Source organism: Ferrovibrio sp. (genome assembly GCF_035304305.1).
Classification (GTDB): Bacteria; Pseudomonadota; Alphaproteobacteria; order Ferrovibrionales; family Ferrovibrionaceae; genus Ferrovibrio.
In genome coordinates, this window is the sequence record NZ_DATGQG010000152.1 from 50,195 (window position 1) to 67,756 (window position 17,562).

The 17,562-nt window shown below is 64.7% G+C and carries 13 protein-coding genes; 9 read left to right on the forward strand and 4 right to left on the reverse strand.

The window, feature by feature from the left end; translation table 11 throughout:
• Positions 1 to 11: 11 nt before the first annotated feature.
• The 4 genes from VKZ87_RS16790 to VKZ87_RS16805 are packed head-to-tail and all read left to right on the forward strand — an operon-like array spanning position 12 to position 5,396.
• Positions 12 to 1,571, forward strand: a complete 1,560-nt coding sequence (locus VKZ87_RS16790; protein ID WP_324222420.1) for an undecaprenyl-phosphate glucose phosphotransferase — start codon at positions 12 to 14, stop codon at positions 1,569 to 1,571.
• 20 nt (positions 1,572 to 1,591) lie between these two features.
• Positions 1,592 to 2,776 carry a glycosyltransferase gene (locus tag VKZ87_RS16795; RefSeq protein WP_324222421.1) on the forward strand — a complete coding sequence of 395 codons (1,185 nt, stop codon included), beginning with the start codon at positions 1,592 to 1,594 and terminating at the stop codon, positions 2,774 to 2,776.
• Positions 2,773 to 4,155, forward strand: coding sequence for a hypothetical protein (locus VKZ87_RS16800; protein ID WP_324222422.1), 1,383 nt, complete (start codon positions 2,773 to 2,775; stop codon positions 4,153 to 4,155). The genes VKZ87_RS16795 and VKZ87_RS16800 overlap by 4 nt, the downstream gene beginning before the upstream one ends.
• Complete coding sequence (locus tag VKZ87_RS16805) at positions 4,155 to 5,396, forward strand: glycosyl hydrolase family 28-related protein (protein ID WP_324222423.1); 1,242 nt, start codon at positions 4,155 to 4,157, stop codon at positions 5,394 to 5,396. The genes VKZ87_RS16800 and VKZ87_RS16805 overlap by 1 nt, the downstream gene beginning before the upstream one ends.
• Positions 5,397 to 5,462: 66 nt before the next feature.
• Here VKZ87_RS16805 and fcl read toward each other — a convergent pair whose 3' ends face one another.
• The 3 genes from fcl to VKZ87_RS16820 all read right to left on the reverse strand — a co-directional run bounded on the left by fcl (position 5,463) and on the right by VKZ87_RS16820 (position 8,729).
• Positions 5,463 to 6,443 (reverse strand): GDP-L-fucose synthase, encoded by a 981-nt coding sequence (fcl, locus tag VKZ87_RS16810; protein WP_324222424.1) that lies wholly within the window; start codon positions 6,441 to 6,443, stop codon positions 5,463 to 5,465.
• Positions 6,433 to 7,497: a GDP-mannose 4,6-dehydratase gene (gmd, locus tag VKZ87_RS16815; RefSeq protein WP_324222425.1), complete on the reverse strand. Its 1,065-nt coding sequence runs from the start codon at positions 7,495 to 7,497 to the stop codon at positions 6,433 to 6,435. The genes fcl and gmd overlap by 11 nt, the downstream gene beginning before the upstream one ends.
• 62 nt (positions 7,498 to 7,559) lie before the next feature.
• A complete protein-coding gene (locus tag VKZ87_RS16820; RefSeq protein WP_324222426.1) occupies positions 7,560 to 8,729 on the reverse strand; it encodes a glycosyltransferase family 4 protein in 1,170 nt (389 codons plus the stop codon).
• Positions 8,730 to 8,908: 179 nt separating this feature from the next.
• On the opposite strand from VKZ87_RS16820, the gene VKZ87_RS16825 reads away from it, so the two are divergent.
• From VKZ87_RS16825 to VKZ87_RS16845, 5 genes are all read left to right on the forward strand, one after another.
• Entirely contained in the window at positions 8,909 to 10,201 is a 1,293-nt protein-coding gene (locus VKZ87_RS16825) for a hypothetical protein (RefSeq protein ID WP_324222427.1), read from the forward strand.
• Positions 10,202 to 10,415: 214 nt separating this feature from the next.
• Complete coding sequence (locus VKZ87_RS16830; protein ID WP_324222428.1) at positions 10,416 to 12,191, forward strand: N-acetylglutaminylglutamine amidotransferase; 1,776 nt, start codon at positions 10,416 to 10,418, stop codon at positions 12,189 to 12,191.
• Between the two features lie 34 nt (positions 12,192 to 12,225).
• Positions 12,226 to 13,989, forward strand: a complete 1,764-nt coding sequence (ngg, locus tag VKZ87_RS16835) for an N-acetylglutaminylglutamine synthetase (RefSeq protein WP_324222429.1) — start codon at positions 12,226 to 12,228, stop codon at positions 13,987 to 13,989.
• The gene (locus VKZ87_RS16840) at positions 13,986 to 15,119 is read left to right on the forward strand and encodes an osmoprotectant NAGGN system M42 family peptidase (RefSeq protein ID WP_324222430.1); all 1,134 of its coding nucleotides are present in this window, start codon (positions 13,986 to 13,988) and stop codon (positions 15,117 to 15,119) included. Before ngg ends, VKZ87_RS16840 begins: the two co-directional genes overlap by 4 nt.
• Positions 15,120 to 15,189: 70 nt before the next feature.
• Entirely contained in the window at positions 15,190 to 16,053 is an 864-nt protein-coding gene (locus VKZ87_RS16845; RefSeq protein ID WP_324222431.1) for a fumarylacetoacetate hydrolase family protein, read from the forward strand.
• 4 nt (positions 16,054 to 16,057) lie between these two features.
• Here VKZ87_RS16845 and VKZ87_RS16850 read toward each other — a convergent pair whose 3' ends face one another.
• Positions 16,058 to 17,473, reverse strand: coding sequence for an MFS transporter (locus tag VKZ87_RS16850; RefSeq protein WP_414655660.1), 1,416 nt, complete (start codon positions 17,471 to 17,473; stop codon positions 16,058 to 16,060).
• Positions 17,474 to 17,562: the final 89 nt, after the last annotated feature.

The following is a 17,562-nucleotide window of genomic DNA, read 5'->3' on the forward strand; positions in this document are numbered from 1 at the left end:
AGAGGGATTTCATGTCACTCGACATCCTATCCAAGCCTGAGCTGGACTCCCGTTCCGAGGTGATTCATTACCCCGTTGAGCGCGAGGCCGCGGCACTGCCGCCGCCGGCCGCCATGCAGGCGCCGGCCGGCCTTGTCGAACGGCAGATGGTCGTGCCGGCGGAACGCCGGCGGATTTCGCTCGAGATCGTCGCGGGATTGCTGCGCGGATTCGACGTCATGGCGGCGCTCGCGGGCAGTCTGGCGGCCTATGCGCTTGCCACGCCCGATTTGCCGATGGCGCCGGGCTATTATGTCCTGGTCACGCTGCTCGGAAGCCTCGTGCTGGCCAATCTCCTGCATCTCTGCGGCGCCTACAGGAAAGACCAGCTGCCCGAACTCGGCCGCTCCCTGAGCCGGGTGCTGCTGGCGTGGTCGATCACCGGGCTGCTCGTTTCGGCCGTCCTCGCGGTCAGCGCGGGTTCGCTGATGGCAAACAAGACCTGGCTGGTGCTGTGGCTGCTGTTCGGCGCCGCTCCGGTACTGCTGGCACGCGGCGCCCTTGCGGTCTGCATCGACAGCTGGCGCCAGAACCAGGTGGTGCAGCAGCGGGTAGCCATCGTTGGCAGCGGTCCGCTCGGGCTGCGCCTGCTGCGGCGGATGAATGCGGCAAACGATCCCGACGTCATCGTCACCGGCGTTTATGACGATCGCCTGTCCCGGCTGCCGGAGAGCTGCATGGGCCACAAGATCTGCGGCTCGGTCGACGATCTGGTGGCCGATATCCGTCGCCACGGCATCGACACGGTGATCGTCGCGCTACCGCTCTCGGCCGAACGGCGGATCAGCGAGGTGATGAACCGGCTGCGCGAGGTGGCGGTCGACGTGCATCTCTGTCCCGACCAGTATGGTTTCAACCTGGCGCGCGCGGAGGTGGAGCGCATCGGCGGCGTCACGCTGCTGAATGCCGAGCAGCGGCCGCTGCGCGCCTGGCGCGGCGTGCTGAAGGAGGTCGAAGACCGGGTTTTCGCCGGTCTGATCGTACTGCTGATTTCCCCGCTGCTGGCGGCGATCGCGCTGGCGATCAAGCTGGACAGTCCGGGACCCGTTTTCTTCCGGCAGAAGCGGTACGGCCTGAACAACCAGCTCATCGAGGTGTGGAAGTTCCGCACCATGTACCAGCATGCCACCGACCACAATGCCGAGCAGCTGACCCGGCGCAACGATCCGCGGGTAACGCGGCTGGGCGCCTTCCTGCGCCGGACCAGCCTCGACGAGCTGCCGCAGTTCTTCAACGTGCTGACCGGAGACATGTCCGTCGTCGGGCCGCGCCCCCATGCAACGGCGGCGAAAGCCGGCGGCCTGCTCTACCAGGACGCGGTCAGCAACTATTTCTGGCGTCATCGCATGAAGCCCGGCATCACCGGCTGGGCGCAGGTCAACGGCTGGCGCGGCGAGACGGAAACCGTCGAGCAGATCGAGAAGCGGGTCGAGCATGACCTGCATTACGTCGAGAACTGGTCGCTCGGCCTGGACGTGATGATCATCCTGCGAACCGTCTTCGGCGGTTTCACCGGCCGGCAGGCCTATTAGAGGCAGCGATGCGGAATGCCATGCGATGTCTCTGGCTCACCTGGGCCAACCCCGAACCGCGGCATAACGGTCAGTTCATCTATACCGGCGGACTGATCGACGCCATCGCGGGGGCCGGCGCCGCCGTGGAGGTTCTGGCCCTGGCGCGCCCCGGCGAGGCCGCGAGCATGGGGAGCACGGATGGCGCCGTGCGCTGGTGGCTGGCGCAGCATGAATCGCGGCCCGGCTGGACCAGCCTGCTGTCGCCACTGCCCCGCATCGCCCATCGCGGCGCCACCCGCGCGCTGCGCCGCATGCTGGACCGCCAGCTGCAGGAATCCTGGGACATCATCATTCTGGATGGCATTTCCGCCGGCTGGGCTTTACGGCAGGTGCTGCGCTCCTTCCGCGGCCGCAACCCGCGACCCAAGCTGGTCTATGTTTCCCATAACCACGAGGAAAGCCTGCGCCGGCAGATCGCCGGCGAGCAGACCAACCCGCTCAAGCGCCTGGCCCTGATGCTGGACGCCGCCAAGGCCGCCATGCTGGAACGCGCCATGGTGGATGCCGCCGACCTCGTGACCGCGATCACCGAGGAGGACCGGCTGCTTTATCTGGAGCGCCGGCCGACCTGTCGCGTCGAGGTTCTGACGCCCGGCTATGACGGACCGCGCCTCGACCGGCGCGAGATCACGCCCGCCGTGCCGCGCCGCGCCATCATCGTCGGCAGCTTCGACTGGATTGCCAAACGGATGAATCTGGAAGAATTCGTCGCGGTGGCCGATCCCCTGTTCGCGGCCCAGGGAGCGGAGCTCCAGGTGGTGGGCAGCGCCGAGGAATCCTTCCTGGACCGCATGCGCCGCAAGACCGCAGCGACCCGCTTCACCGGGCGCGTCGAGGATGTCGACCCGTTCATGCAGCAGGCGCGCGTAGCCCTGGTGCCGGAACGCCATGGCGGCGGCTTCAAGCTGAAGGTGCTCGACTACGTCTTCAACCGCATGCCGATCCTGGCGCTGGACGGGTCGGTGGCCGGCATGCCCCTGCGCCATGAGGAGAGCATCCTCTTCTACCCCGATTACGAGGCGCTGGCGCGCGGCGTTCTGCGGGTCATCGATGACTGCGATCGCCTGAACCGGCTGCAGGAGCAGGCCTTCGGCGTCTGCCGCGATGCCTTCGACTGGCACAGCCGCGGCCGGCAGCTCATGACCGCGGTGGCCGCGCTATGATGGTCCGGCCGGCCGCACCGCCCGCGACCCAGCGGCTCGGCTGGGTGGACATGACGCTGGTGCTGATCTTCCTGATCGGCATCTATCTCGGCGTCAACCTGCCGATCACCAGCTCGATCCCGTTCCCGTCTGCGCCGGCGGGCATCGCCGGCATCGTCCTGCTCTGGCGGCGCCGCGACGCCATCGAAACCCGTCATCTGGCCGTCTTCCTCGGCGTCCTGGTGGTCTATATCGCCTCCGTCCTTGCCGCGACGGACTACGCCTTTCTCGGCAAGCGCTTCACCGGTCTGGTGCAGCTGGTCTACTCCCTCATCATCGGCTATGCCCTGTTCCTCACTGTTCTGCAGGCCGAGCGGCGGCAGATCGCGCGCCTGTTCTTCTGGATGAGCGTGATCATCCTGATCGGCTGCATCCTCGAGACCCATGCCGGTCTGGCCGCGGTCAGCGACCGGGTGCGCGCCGCGATCTACGACCACGGCGTCTACATTTCCGACCGCCGCGACCTGCTGCTCTACGGCAAGGTGCGGCCGAAGTTCTTCACCTCCGAACCGTCCGCCGTGACGTTCGGCTACACGCTGTTCGTCTTCTGCTGGTTCCTGGTTTCAGGCTATCGCTGGAAGCTGTTTCTCTATGTTGCCCTGATCGGCGCCGGCATGATTGTCATGCCCGGTCCGACCCTGCTGCTCTCGCTGCTGCTGATCGCGCCGTACTACTACTTCATCATCCCGGCCTCGCAGCCCGGCAACCGGCGCAACACCATGTACCGGGCTGGCATCCTGATCTTCGGCTCGTTGCTGCTGATAGTTTTCGCCATCGTCGGTTCGGTGGCCTACAGCGAGCGCCTGAACCAGATCTTGCATGGTGGCGGTGATCCGAGCTTCTTCTACCGCGTGATCGGCCCGATGCTGGTGGCGCTCGAGATCTTCAAGGTCTATCCCGTCGCTGGGGCCGGCCTGACCGGCGAGCCCTTCATCCACGAACTGGCGACCAACACCTATGCGCGGTCGTCCTTCTATTCCACCGACTGGGGCTTCAGCAAACTCTCGGAAGTGCTGACCAATTACTTCTGGCTGCACTGGATCTATCTCGGCGCGATCTTCGGCCTCGCCGTACTGGCCGCGATCACCTACTGGATGCATGTCCTGCGGGTGCCGAGCATTACCTTCTGCTGGATCGTCTGGATCATCTTCGGCCAGGCGTCCGGTGCGTATGTCGGCCCGAAAACCTGGACCGTTCTGCTGCTGCCGGCCGCACTGAGCGTTCTCTACTGCCGCAATGCCGCGCGGGTCGTGGTTCCTCTGCCGGAGGCGCAGCGGCGGATCCAGAGCATCCGTCTCGGCAACCGGCTGCGACAGCCCGGCCTGGTGTCGCAGCGCTGATGGCCATGGACCGGCGGAATCTCTTCACGATGGGCGGCGGGGTGGCGGCCGCCGGGCTGCTTGGCTCCGCCGGAGCGCCGGCGCTGGCGCAGGCAGGCCGGACCCTGTCGGCGGCCGAGTTCGGCATCCGTGGCGATGGCCGCACCGATGACGGACCGGCGCTGCAGAAGGCGCTCGACGCGGCCTTCGAACAGCAGGCCGTCCTGCTACTGCCGCCGGGCGACTACCGCATCCGCCGCACCCTGCGGGTCGAGCCGCGCACCCATGTGACGCGGCAATGCGGCATCATCGGGACCGGCGCGCGCCTGGTATCGGAGATCGGTGACGGCGCCAACGTCATCGAGGTGATCAGCCGAACGACCTTCCGCTTTCTCCTGCTGCAGGGACTGGACATCAAGGGATCGGGCCGCGACGGGCACGGCATCCTGCTGTCCTGCGACGTGCCCGGCGGGCAGTATCTCTATAACTTCTGCCTGCGCGACATCGTGGTGCAGGGCTGCGGCGGCGACGGCTGCCACATGATCGGCAACGTCTTCGAAGGGCAGATGATCAACTGCTATTTCCGCGACAACGGCGGCAATGGCGCGACCTTCGCCCACAGCCGCAACAAGGGTATCCTGTCGGCCATCCATGTCTTCGCCAGCGTGTTCGGCCAGAATGGCGGCCATGGCGCCGCGCTGCTCAACAACTGTTATGACGTCAGCTTTCACGGCTGCTATTTTCTGCTCAACCGCGAATTCGGGGTCCTGGCCGACAATGGCTGCACCCTGCTGTCAAACTGCGGCTTCGAGAACAATCACCAGGGCGCGCCGGATTTTGCCAATGGCGATGCCGGCATCCTGCTGAAGAATTTCGGCACGCTGATCGGCTGCACGGCCTACTCGATCTACAAGCAGACGCACCTGATTCGTGCCTTCGTCGTCCGCGAGCTGGTCATGGTCGGATGCACCGGCCATGGCGGCGGTCGCGCCAAGGAGGCGGGGCTGGCGCGCCTGCGCGGCGCCAGGGAGAAAGCCCATGTCACCCTGGTCGGCTGCACCGGCCGGGTGAGCGAGGAGGGCGGGCTGGAGGCCATCGAGGTAGGTGGCGATCACGGCGGCCTGCGCCTCGGCGCGGACTGGCGCAGCCGGAACCTGCCGCAGCTGGGCGACTACCGCCTCTGGGTCGATCGCCGGGGGCAGCTGCGAATCAAGAAGGGCAGGCCGGAGTCTGACGACGACGGCCGGCCCGTCGGAGTCTGAGAAGAACAGGCACGAAAAAGCCGCCAGCGATGACTGGTGCACCGCCGGCGGCCCTCTCCGGGTCAGTCAGGCGCTGGCGACCTGCCGTTCATGCTCGGGCGCCACATGCTCCACATACCAGGCATAGGTCTGGCGCAAGCCTTCGCGCAGCGGTGTTTTGGCTTCCCAGCCGAGATCGCGCAGGCGGCTGACATCCATCACCTTGCGCGGCGTGCCGTCCGGCTTGCTCGGATCGAACTTGAGAGTGCCCGAAAAGCCGACGATTTCGCCGATCATTTCCGCCAGTTCGCGGATCGTGACCTCCTGACCGGTGCCGAGATTGATGAATTCCTCGTCAGAGTAGTGCTTCATTGCATAGACGAGGCCGTCGGCGGCGTCGTCTACGAAGAGGAATTCCCGCAGCGCCTTGCCGGTGCCCCAGACCTCGACCTCCGACATCTTCTGCTGTCTGGCGCGATGGAATTTCGCCATCAGCGCCGGGGCCACGTGGCTGTAGAGAAGGTCGAAATTGTCGCCCGGACCGTACAGGTTGGTCGGCATGGCCGAGATGAAGTCGCAGCCATACTGCCGGCGATAGGCCTGGCACAGCTTGATGCCGGCGATCTTGGCGACGGCATACCACTGGTTGGTGGGTTCCAGCGGACCGGTCAGCAGCGCCGACTCCTGGATCGGCTGCGGCGCCATGCGCGGATAGATGCAGGAGGAGCCGAGGAAGAGCAGCTTCTCCACCTCGAAACGGCGTGCCGCCTCGATGACATTCGCCTCGATCATGAGGTTGTCGTAGAGGAATTCGGCCGGCCGCACGTCGTTGGCATGGATGCCGCCCACCCGGGCGGCCGCCACGAACACGGCCTGCGGCCGGTTTTCCTGCATCCAGGCATTCACCTGCTCCGGCGAGCGCAGATCCACCGTCCGGCGGTCGGCCGTGAGGATGGTGCAGTCTTCCGAAGCCAGCCGCCGGACCAGGGCCGAGCCGACCAGGCCGCGATGGCCTGCGACCCAGACCCGCTTTCCGGCCAGTGAATAGTCGATCCGCTTAGAAGGCATTGGCGTACTCGCTGCGCTGCAGACCGATGCGATCAGCCTCGACCATCTCGGCCACCAGCTGCTCGAAGGTGGTCTTGTGCTGCCAGCCGAGCTGCTTTTTGGCTTTTTCCGGGCTGCCCAGCAGGAAGTCGACCTCGGTCGGGCGGTAATAGATCGGGTCCACGGCGACGAGGACATCGCCGGTCTTGTTGCAGATGCCCTTTTCCTCGGTGCCCTTGCCCTCCCAGACGATCTCGCGATCGATGTGGCGGAAGGCGAGCTCGACGAATTCGCGGACGCTGTGCACCTCCCCGGTGGCGAGAACGTAATCGTCCGGCTTCTCCTGTTGCAGGATTCGCCACATGCCCTCGACATAGTCCCGGGCATGACCCCAGTCGCGCTTGGAGTCGATATTGCCCAGATACAGGCATTTCTGCAGGCCCTGTTCGATGGCCGCCACCGCGCGGGTGATTTTGCGGGTCACGAAGGTTTCGCCGCGGATGGGCGATTCGTGGTTGAACAGGATGCCGTTGGAGGCGTGCATGCCATAGGCTTCGCGATAGTTGATCGTGATCCAGTAGGCATAGAGCTTGGCGACGGCATAGGGGCTGCGCGGATAGAAAGGCGTGGTCTCGCGCTGCGGCGTCTCCACCACCTTGCCGAACAGCTCCGAGGTCGATGCCTGGTAGAAGCGGACCCGGTCTTCCATTTTCAGGATGCGGATCGCCTCCAGCATGCGCAGCGTGCCGATCGCGTCGGTATTTGCCGTGTATTCCGGCGTCTCGAAGCTGACCTGGACATGGCTCTGGGCGGCGAGATTGTAGATCTCGGTCGGCTGGATCTCCTGGATGAGGCGGATGATGTTGGTCGAATCCGTCATGTCGCCGTAATGCAGGAAGTAGCGGACGCCGGGTTCATGCGGGTCGCGGTAGAGGTGGTCGACGCGGCGGGTATTGATCGAGGAAGAACGCCGCTTCACGCCATGCACGATGTAGCCCTGCTGCAGCAGGAATTCGGCGAGATAGGCGCCGTCCTGCCCGGTGGCTCCGGTGATAAGTGCGACCTTGTCGACCATGATCTGTCCTCTGTGGTTGATCGGTTCTGGGGCTTGCTGTTTTTGTTGCGGGTGGCAGATGCTCAGGCGTAGGCGATTTTCCGCGCGGCGATCTCCCAGGAGTAGGATTGCAGAACATGCTGCTGCCCGCTCTCGCCCATATCGGCGAGCCGCTGGGGATCCGAAAGAGCGTCCAGGATCGCCTCGGCGAGCTGCTGCGGGTCGGCGTCATCGATCATGAAGCCGTGGCGTCCATTCTCGGTGATCTCGGGCAGACCGTTGCGCCGCAGGCCGAGTACAGGAGTGCGGGAGAGCAGGGCCTCGAGATAGACCTGCCCCCAGGGATCGTTCAGCATCGGCTGGGCCAGCAGGCTGGCCTCGCGGAACAGCCGCTGCAGCTCGGCCAGCGGGATATGGGCACGGAACTCGACCTGGAGATCGGCCGGAATGTGGCTGCGGCTGCGTTCGTCTCCGACGATCGTCAGCACGATGTCCGGCCGTTTCTTTCTTGCGATCCGCAGCGCTTCAAGCAGCAGATTTCCGCCCTTTGCGGCGAAAAGATGCTTCGCCACGAACAGCAGGCGGGGCCGGGTGTAATCCTTGGGGCCGTAATAGGGCTCGATATCGCCCATGCCCGAGCCCACTGCGGTGACGCGCTCCGCCGGGATGCCATAGTGGGAAACAATGTGATCGCGGACATAGGTTCCGAAGGTGAAGACATGCTCCGCGCAGGCCAGCGAATCCCGCTCGAGAAGCTCGAAGGCCTCGATCGCGCGGGCGCTGTAGCTCGCGATGTCCGGACGGTGCAGCAGGGAAAGCGCCCAGGTATGGTCGCAGTAGATGTAATGCTTGATCTTCGGGGCGATCGCCGAGGGCAGCATGTCCAGACTGCCGGTATGCAGGACATGACCGATATTCCGCTGCTTCAGCACGGTGGCCAGCCGGTCAGCGGCCCGCCGCCGCGCTGCGGCAGTGCGCAGGACAGCCTCGCTGCTCCGTGGCGTACCGTAACCGGACAGGCTGTAACGCGAGGCGAGGAAGGCGAGTTCGCCGCGACTGCCGCCGGAATGGATGCCCTCCACTTCGATTCCGAAACTTCTGAAGCAACGGGCAATGTTGAAGGGGGCTGCCGACCAGGTCCGCCGGTCGAGCGGATTGCCGAAGACGCTGCTCACCGCGATACGGTCGAAGCGCAATTGGGGCTCACCAGAGGGTTGCACGACCGTTTCGGCCGGCTCGGCAATCGCAATCACGTCAACCTCGATGGAATTTGCGGTCGGCGTGATAGAACCTCAGCAACTCGCGCCCAGCCAGTGATCAACCTGTGACTGGGTTTGCGCCGATTTTCCTTCCCGAATGCCTACTTGCCGCGCGCCGGGCACAGCTTGATCACAGCCAACCGAGGCTGCCGCCCGCGTAGAATGCGTCCTCTGTGGCGTGCAGTGGCAGTCATGACGATATCACGATGAAAACCGTCCTCCTCCTGACGCCAGACATCACCGACACCAGCAGCACCAAGCGCGGCGAGGCACTGGTTGGACTGGGATGCCGGCTGCTGATGGTCGGGTTCCGGCGCGAGCGCTACAACAAGGACTTCCGCCCCGAATGGCCGTATCTGCTGCTGGGGCGTACGGAAGACGGCAATTACGCGCAGCGATTGTGGACGCTGCTGCGTGCCCTGGTCGTGCTGCTGCTCAACCGCAGCTTCATCAGACAGGCCGATGTTATCTACGCCCGCAACGTCGACCAGATGATGCTGGCGCTTGTCATCCGTCTGCTGGCGGGGCGGGCCATTCCCACCATTTATGAAGTGCTCGACATCCAGCCCGCCTTCGTCGGTCGGAGCCGTGTTTCACGCATGATTCGCGCCGTGGAGCGGTATGCGCTCCGACATGTCAGCCTTCTGGTGCTCTCCTCGCCGGCGTTTCTGCGCCACTACTTCGCGGCCATGCAGGGATATGACCGCGCATGGTTTCTCCTCGAAAACAAGTTGCCGGCGTCGGTAACAAGAGATGCGGCAGCACTTACGAGGCGCAAACGGCCCCGGAACCGGGAGGGATATCGCTGGGTGGTGGCCTATTGCGGGCTGATTCGGGGACAGGCCACCTTCGACCTGATCGTCCGCCTGGCCGAACGGCTGCGCGGCCGGGTGATGTTCCGCTTCCACGGCGTACTGACGACCGTCGATCGGGATAGATTCGAGCGGGCCGTGGCCCGCCTCGACAACCTGGTTTATGACGGACCCTATGTGAACCCGCGCGATCTGGCGAAGATCTATGCCGATGTCGATTTCGCCTGGGCCATCGATCTCGAGAACGTCGAGCATAATTCCCGCTGGCTGCTGCCCTGCCGCTTCTACGAGGCCGGCTTCTTCGGCGTGCCCTGTCTGGCAGCGCGCGGTTTCGAGGTGGGCGCTCTGGTCGAAGAGCAGGGCATCGGCTGGAGTTTTGAAGCCCCGTATGAGGACTCGCTTGTCCATTTCCTCTCCACCCTGACCGAACAGGATTACGCCGAGCGTCGGCGGAGGCTGCTTGAGCTGCCGGCCAGCCGCTTCGCGGGCAACGAGGATATGGCCGCTCTGCTCGAGGCATTGGAACGCGCGGAGAAGAGGCAGGACAGCATCCGCGCCGGAGAGCTGTCTCCGACTCCTGCGAATGATGGGGCGCCTGTCTCCGCCGTTACGCCGCAGCCGACGGGTGTGGATTACCGGCCAGCGGTGCCCTGATGTACCCGAATGTTCCGGCGATGACCCTCTTGCAATGATGTGAGTGGGACGGGGCCGAACATAAAAGGTTGCGTCACAGCCGATGCTTCCTATCTAGGAAGCTCACGCCGACGACAAGCGCCGATTGCCGCTATACTCCATCAGAAATTGGAGCAATGCCGCTTATTCGATGTTTTTCACTGGCGTGCCCGGAACACGCAAGGTGGAGACTGTCATGTGCGGATTCAGCGGCGAGGCGAGGTTTGATTCCGGCCAGTCGGATGTCGCTGCCGTAGCCAGGATGACCGAATCCATGGCTCCGCGCGGACCCGACGCGATGGGGCTGACTGCGCAGGGCCGCATGGCGTTCGGACATCGCAGGCTCAAGATCATCGACCTGAGCGAGCGTGCACAGCAGCCGATGGTAGATGCGGAACTCGGCCTGACGCTCGCCTTCAACGGCTGCATCTACAACTACAGGGACCTCCGCCGCCAGTTGCAGGAGAAGGGCTATCGCTTCTTCTCCGATGGCGACACCGAAGTCGTGCTGAAGGCCTGGCATGCCTGGGGCACGGAGGCCCCGAAGCGCTTTCACGGCATGTTTGCCTTCGCCGTCCACGAACGGGATACCGGGCGACTTGCCCTCTGCCGGGACCGTCTGGGCATCAAGCCGCTTTATTTTTCCGAACGGGGGGGGAAACGCCTTCGCTTTGCCTCTTCCCTGCCCGCCCTGCTGGCAGCCGGCGACATCGATACCAGCCTCGATCCTGTCGCTCTGCATCATTACATGAGCTTTCATGCGGTCGTGCCGCCCCCCTTCACCATGCTCAAAGGGGTTCGGAAACTTCCACCGGGCAGCATTGCGGTCTTCGAGGCCGACGGCCGCCGGCGCGATCACGTCTACTGGACGCTGACCTTCGATCGGCAGGCGGATGACATCGCCTGTTCCGCCGAAACCTGGGAACGGCAGGTGCACGCAGCACTGGCGAAGGCGGTCGAGCGCCGCATGGTATCCGACGTGCCTGTCGGCGTGCTGCTGTCCGGCGGCCTCGATTCCAGCCTGATCGTCGCATTGCTCGCCGAAGCAGGACAGAAAGGGCTGAAGACCTTCTCCATCGGCTTCGAGGAGGCCAATGGCGAGAAAGGAGACGAGTTCATCTACTCCGATCTGATTGCGAGGCATTTCGGCACCGAGCATTACAAGATCTTTGTCCGCTCCCGTCGTCTGCTGGATGCGATGCCGAAAGTCATATCGGCGATGTCCGAGCCGATGGTGTCATACGACAATGTCGGATTCTTCCTTCTGTCCGAGGAGGTATCCCAGCATGTTCGAGTCGTGCAGAGCGGACAGGGGGCGGACGAGGTGTTCGGCGGCTATCACTGGTATCCGCCGCTGATGAACTCGAACGACGCCGTTGGCGACTACGCAAAGGTGTTCTTCGACCGCGATCACGCGGAGTTCGCCGAGGCCGTCCATCCGGACCTGGTGGGCGAGGATTATAGCGCGGCATTCGTTGCCCGGCATTTCGGGCAGCCGGGCGCCAGCCATGCCGTGGACAAGGCCCTGCGGCTCGATACCACGGTGATGCTGGTGGATGATCCGGTGAAGCGCGTCGACAACATGACCATGGCCTGGGGGCTGGAGGCGCGCGTTCCTTTTCTCGATCACGAACTGGTCGAACTGGCAGCCCGGATTCCGCCCGAACACAAGCTGCGTGAAGGCGGCAAGGGTGTGCTGAAGGATGTCGGCCGTCGCATGCTGCCGGCGGAGGTCATCGACCGACCCAAGGGCTACTTTCCCGTACCGGCACTGAAATACATCGAAGGTCCGTATCTCGACATGGTGCGGGACGTTCTGCACAGCCGGCGCACCCGTGAGCGCGGCCTGTTCCGGGAGGAATATGTCGAAAAGCTGCTGAGGGATCCGAAGGATCACATCACGCCGCTGCGCGGTTCCAAGCTCTGGCAGGTGGCCGTGCTGGAGATGTGGCTGCAGGCCAACAACATCTGAGAAACGCACAGAAAATCGCACCGGGAGAGACGCCATGGCAACCAGCGGATCGCTGTCGACAAATTCGGACCGGAAGATGCTCGGGCCCGCCGAAACGCCCGTGTCGCTGCAGCAATGGGGCGCGCCCCCGCGCGCCGTGCGCCGGCGGGCGGCTGCCGTGGATTGCGGCTGGGGCCGGCTGCTCTTCGGGCAGACATTCGATTGCCCCGAACAGCTGGTCGATCGCCTGCTTGAGGAAGCAACCGGCGAGCGCGACATCGCCTTCTATGTGCGCGAGCCGCATGTCGTGCTCTCGATCGCCCCGCAGGCCCTGTTCCTCGATCCGTCCAATGCCTTCCGCCTGCCTCTGGAGGCGGCCATGCCTGAAGAGGGCGACACGGCAGTGCGGGTCCGCCTGGCGCGACCGGCTGACGAATCCGAGATCAACCGCCTCTATACTTCGCGCGGCATGGTCCCCCTGCGGGAGGGCTACTGCGCCGATCTGCATCCCGCAGTGGAGATCCTGGTAGCCGAGGCACCCGGCGCCGATGGCCGGCTGCTGGGCGTCGTGATGGGCGTGGATCATGCCCGGGCATTCCGCGACCCCGATAACGGTGCCAGCCTCTGGGCATTGTCCGTCGATCCGCAGGCTTCTCCTCCCGGGATCGGGCGCGCCTTGACCCTGGAGCTTGCACGGCGCATGCGAAAGGCCGGCCGGGCGTTTCTCGACCTGTCCGTGATGCATGACAACGAGCAGGCAATCGCTCTCTACAAGCAGCTCGGATTCGTGCAGATCCCGGTTTACTGCATCAAGACGCGGAACTCGATCAACCAGAAGCTCTATATCGGCCCGGCCATCGACGGCGAAGTGAATATCTATGCCCGCATCCTGATTGACGAAGCGCGCCGCCGGGGCATCGGCGTGGAAATCGAAGATGCCGCGGCGGGAATTTTCAGCCTGCAGCACGGCGCACGCAAGGTCTGCTGCCGCGAAAGCCTGAGCGACTTCACCACCGCGGTGGCGATGAGCCGCTGCGACGACAAGGCGCTGACCAGGCGGCTGCTGGCGAGGGCAGGCCTCGCGGTGCCCGACCAGCAGGATATCAAATCGCCCGAGGATGCCGTGGCGTTTCTGGAGAAGCACCGCCGGATCGTGATCAAGCCCGCCCGGGGCGAGCAGGGCAGGGGAGTCTTCGTCGACCTGCGCCGCCGCAGCGAGGTTCTGGTTGCCTACGAGACGGCCCGGCGCCATGACAGTCATGTTATCGCTGAAGAATACGTCGTGGGCGACGATCTGCGCGTGATCGTGATCGACAGCGAGGTGGTGGCCGCCGCCATCCGCCGCCCGGCCACGATTATCGGCGACGGCGTGCACAGCGTGATCGAGCTGATCGAGAAGCAGAGCAGGCGCCGGGCGGCGGCAACCGGTGGCGAGAGCCGCATTCCGCTGGACGAGGAAACCGAGCGCTGCGTGCGCTCCGCCGGTTTCGGCTTCACCGACATTCTGGGGCAGGGCGAGAGCCTGGCGGTGCGCAAGACCGCCAATCTGCATACCGGCGGCACCATCCACGACGTGACCGAGCATCTGCATCCGGCGATCGCGGAGGCAGCGGTCAAGGCTGCCGCCGTCCTGCACATGCCGGTGGTCGGTTTCGATTTCATCGTGCGGGCGCCCGACCAGCCCTATTACCGCTTCATCGAGGCCAATGAACGGCCCGGCCTCGCCAATCACGAACCGCAGCCCACGGCGGAGAAGTTCATCGACTTCCTGTTTCCGGAAACCAAGGCAGCCTGGGCGCATGCCGGAGGAAGGGGATGAAGAATCTCGTCATCGACCGCGACTACATGCTGAACATCCTGCGCGGGCTGCTTGCCATTCCGAGCCCCAGCGGGATGACCGACGCGGCAGTCGCCTTTGTCTGCGCCGAACTGGAAAGTCTTGGCATTCCCTATGAACTGACGCGCCGTGGCGCCATCCGCGCCGATCTGAAGGGCCGGCGCAATTCACCCGACCGTGCGATCGTGTCGCATCTCGATACGCTGGGAGCCATGGTCAAGGGATTCTGGCCCAATGGCAGGCTGGAAGTGGTGCCGATCGGCACCTGGTCGGCGCGTTTCGCCGAAGGGGCGCGCTGCCTCGTACATACAGACGCCAATACCACCGTGCGCGGCAGCATCCTGCCGCACAAGGCGTCCGGCCATGTCTATAACGAGGAGGTCGATACCCAGCCGATCGCCTGGAGCAATCTGGAAGTGCGGCTCGACGAGCGGACTTCGAATCCCGAGCAGACGAAGGCGCTGGGTATCCATGTCGGCGACACGATTTCCATCGATACCGCGCCCGAATTCCTCGATAACGGCTTCATCGTGGCGCGGCATCTCGACGACAAGGCCGGCGTCGCGGCGATGCTGGCAGCGGCCCGCGCCATATGCGAGGCGGAGGTCACCCTGCCGATCGACTGCCATCTGATCTTCACGATTTCGGAGGAAGTCGGTGTCGGCGCCTCCACGGTACTGCACGGCGATGTCGCCGAGCTGGTCTCGATCGACAACGGCACCATCGCGCCGGGGCAGTATACCAGCGAGTTCGGCGTCACCATCGCGATGCAGGATTCCAGCGGTCCGTTCGACCGCCACCTGACCCGCAGCCTGCTCGACCTCTGCGCCCGCTACCGCATCGAGCATGCCCGCGACGTTTTCCGCTACTACCGCAGCGACGCGGCCTCCGCGGTTGAAGCCGGCAACGACATCCGCACCTCGCTGGTCTGCTTCGCGCTGGATGCCTCCCATGGCTATGAGCGGACGCATGTCGAGTCGCTCGAGGCGCTGGCGCGGCTGCTCTGCCTCTACATGCAGTCCAAGCCGCTCTTCGCGCGCGATGACCAGGCACTCGGACCTCCGGGCGACCTGCCGCCCACGCGCGCCGACCTGATCCCGGTCGCGGAGTAGCTTGCCCCCGGCTTGCTTGCCATGCAAATAATTGTACGGGCAAACTATTGCGGGCCGGCGGGAGGAACTCATGCGGATCTGCCGCTTCGATGGCAATCACATCGGCGTGGTCGAGGGCGACAGCGTCTACGACGTCACGGCGCTGTTCGATCTCAAGCCGACATGGCCGCTGCCGCAGGGCGACTGGATCATGCGGCAGCTGCCTGATCTTCTCCCGAGGATCCGGGACCAGTTCCGGACGTCAAAGGCGGCGCCGCTGCAATCCGTGCGGCTGGAAAGCCCGGTTGCCAATCCCGGCAAGATCATCGGGGCGCCGATCAACTACCGCGCCCATATCGACGAGGCCAATGCCGACAGGGACATCAACCACGGCAAGACCTTCACCTCGCTGGACCAGTATGGCCTGTTCATCAAGGCGAATTCGGCCCTGATCGGCCCGAGTGACGAGGTACAGCTGCGGTTTGACGATCGCCGCAACGATCACGAGGTCGAGCTGGCCGTCATCATTGGCAGGGAAGCCCGGTTCGTGCCGCGCGAGCGGGCGCTCGACCATGTGCTGGGCTACTGCATCGGGCTCGACATGACCGTGCGCGGGCCGGAATTCCCCGGCTTCCGCAAGTCGCTGGACACCTTCGCCGTACTGGGGCCATGGCTGGTCACCAGGGACGAGATCGCCGATCCGAACGATCTGGCGCTCAGCATCCGGGTGAATGGCGAAACCCGGCAGGATTCCAGGACCAGCTATCTCATCTTCGACGTGCAGAAGCTGATCGAATATGCCTCACGCTTCTACACGCTGCATCCGGGCGACGTGATCATGACCGGCACCCCGGAAGGCGTCTCCCAGGTCAATCCGGGCGACGTGATGGACGCCAGCATCGAGAAGATTGGCAGCATGCAGGTCAGGATCGCGCGCGACTGGGCTCGCCCCTGAGCGTTCAGTCCATGGCGCAGAGCGGCCGCGCCACGTCTTCCAGCGCCTTCCGTTCGGCGGCCACGCCGAAGACCGCCTGGATGACGCCGGCTGCGATCATCAGCGCAGCGCCGATCAGGTAGCCAACCAGCACCGCTTCCCGCAATCCGGTGTCGATCAGGGCGCCGAACAGGAAAGGGGCAACCACGCCGCCCAGCCCGGTTCCCACGGCATAGAAGATGGCTATGGCCAGCGCGCGCATTTCGATGGGGAATGTCTCGCTGACTGTCAGGTAGGCCGAACTTGCCGCCGCGGAGGCAAAGAAAAAGATCACCATCCAGGCGATGGTCTGGGTCCGACTGTCGAGCAGTCCCTGCTGGAACAGCAACCCGCTGACAGTGAGCAGAATTCCGGAAAGAATAAAGGTGATGCTGATCATCGGCCGGCGTCCCACCGTATCGAACAGCCGGCCCAGCAGGATCGGGCCGAGCACGTTGCCCAGTGCGAAAGGCAGGATGTACCAGCCGACCTGTCCGGCGGGCACGTCGTAGAAGTCGGTCAGCACCAGCGCATAGGTGAAGAAGATCGCGTTATAGAAGAAGGCCTGCGCCGTCATCAGGCTCAGACCCACCAGGGTGCGGCGGCGATGCCGGTGCAGCAGGACGGCGGCGATTTCCGCGAAGGACGCGTGGGGCCGCTGCCGGAGCTGCAGGCCCGGCGCCGCGGGTTCGCCCAGGCGGTGGCCCGCGGCGCTGAAGCGGCCCTCGATGTCTGCCGTGACGGCGTCTGCCTGCGCGGCACGGCCATGGGTGAGCAGCCAGCGGGGGCTTTCCGGAATCCACGCGCGCATCGCCATGATCGGCAGGGCCAGAATCGCACCGATCAGGAAGCAGCTGCGCCAGCCCCAGTCCTCGGGGAGGATGGACGGATCGAGCAGCAGGATGGAACCGGCAGCCCCGAGGCCTGCGCCCATCCAGAAGCTGCCGTTGATCACAAGATCGGTCCAGCCGCGCACGCGGGCGGGGATGAGTTCCTGGATTGTCGAATTGATCGCGGCATATTCGCCGCCGATTCCGGCCCCGGTCGCAAAGCGGAAGAGCGCAAAGCTCCAGATGTCCCAGGAGAAGGCAGTCGCCGCCGTAGCCGCAGCGTAGAGAATGAGGGTGACGAAAAAGAGAAGCCGGCGTCCCAGCCGGTCGGCCAGCCAGCCGAAGAACAGCGCGCCGATCACCGCGCCGGCCAGATAGGCGCTGTTGGCCAGGCCGACTTCGGTGTTGCTGAGGCGCAGCGCCGGGCTTTCCTTCAGGGCACCCGCCACCGATCCGGCCAGGGTCACTTCGAGGCCGTCCAGGATCCAGGTAATGCCGAGGGCCGCGACGACCAGCGTATGGAAGCGCCCCCAGGGCAGCCGGTCCAGCCGCTGGGGAATATTGCTGGTCACGAACTGTCCGGAAGGGCGGTGATCTGCCATTCTTCATCGACACCGGAGGTGCCTTTTTGTGCCGGTGAAAGGGTCTTGCCTCCCCCGGG

Bases quoted from the DNA above. Each gene is read 5' to 3' on its own strand.
- VKZ87_RS16845 (WP_324222431.1), top strand. From the start codon at position 15,190: ATGCGGATCTGCCGCTTCGATGGCAATCACATCGGCGTGGTCGAGGGC.
- VKZ87_RS16840 (WP_324222430.1), top strand. From the start codon at position 13,986: ATGAAGAATCTCGTCATCGACCGCGACTACATGCTGAACATCCTGCGC.
- VKZ87_RS16795 (WP_324222421.1), top strand. From the start codon at position 1,592: ATGCGATGTCTCTGGCTCACCTGGGCCAACCCCGAACCGCGGCATAAC.
- fcl (WP_324222424.1), bottom strand. From the start codon at position 6,443: ATGCCTTCTAAGCGGATCGACTATTCACTGGCCGGAAAGCGGGTCTGG.
- gmd (WP_324222425.1), bottom strand. From the start codon at position 7,497: ATGGTCGACAAGGTCGCACTTATCACCGGAGCCACCGGGCAGGACGGC.
- VKZ87_RS16800 (WP_324222422.1), top strand. From the start codon at position 2,773: ATGATGGTCCGGCCGGCCGCACCGCCCGCGACCCAGCGGCTCGGCTGG.
- ngg (WP_324222429.1), top strand. From the start codon at position 12,226: ATGGCAACCAGCGGATCGCTGTCGACAAATTCGGACCGGAAGATGCTC.
- VKZ87_RS16830 (WP_324222428.1), top strand. From the start codon at position 10,416: ATGTGCGGATTCAGCGGCGAGGCGAGGTTTGATTCCGGCCAGTCGGAT.
- VKZ87_RS16805 (WP_324222423.1), top strand. From the start codon at position 4,155: ATGGCCATGGACCGGCGGAATCTCTTCACGATGGGCGGCGGGGTGGCG.
- VKZ87_RS16790 (WP_324222420.1), top strand. From the start codon at position 12: ATGTCACTCGACATCCTATCCAAGCCTGAGCTGGACTCCCGTTCCGAG.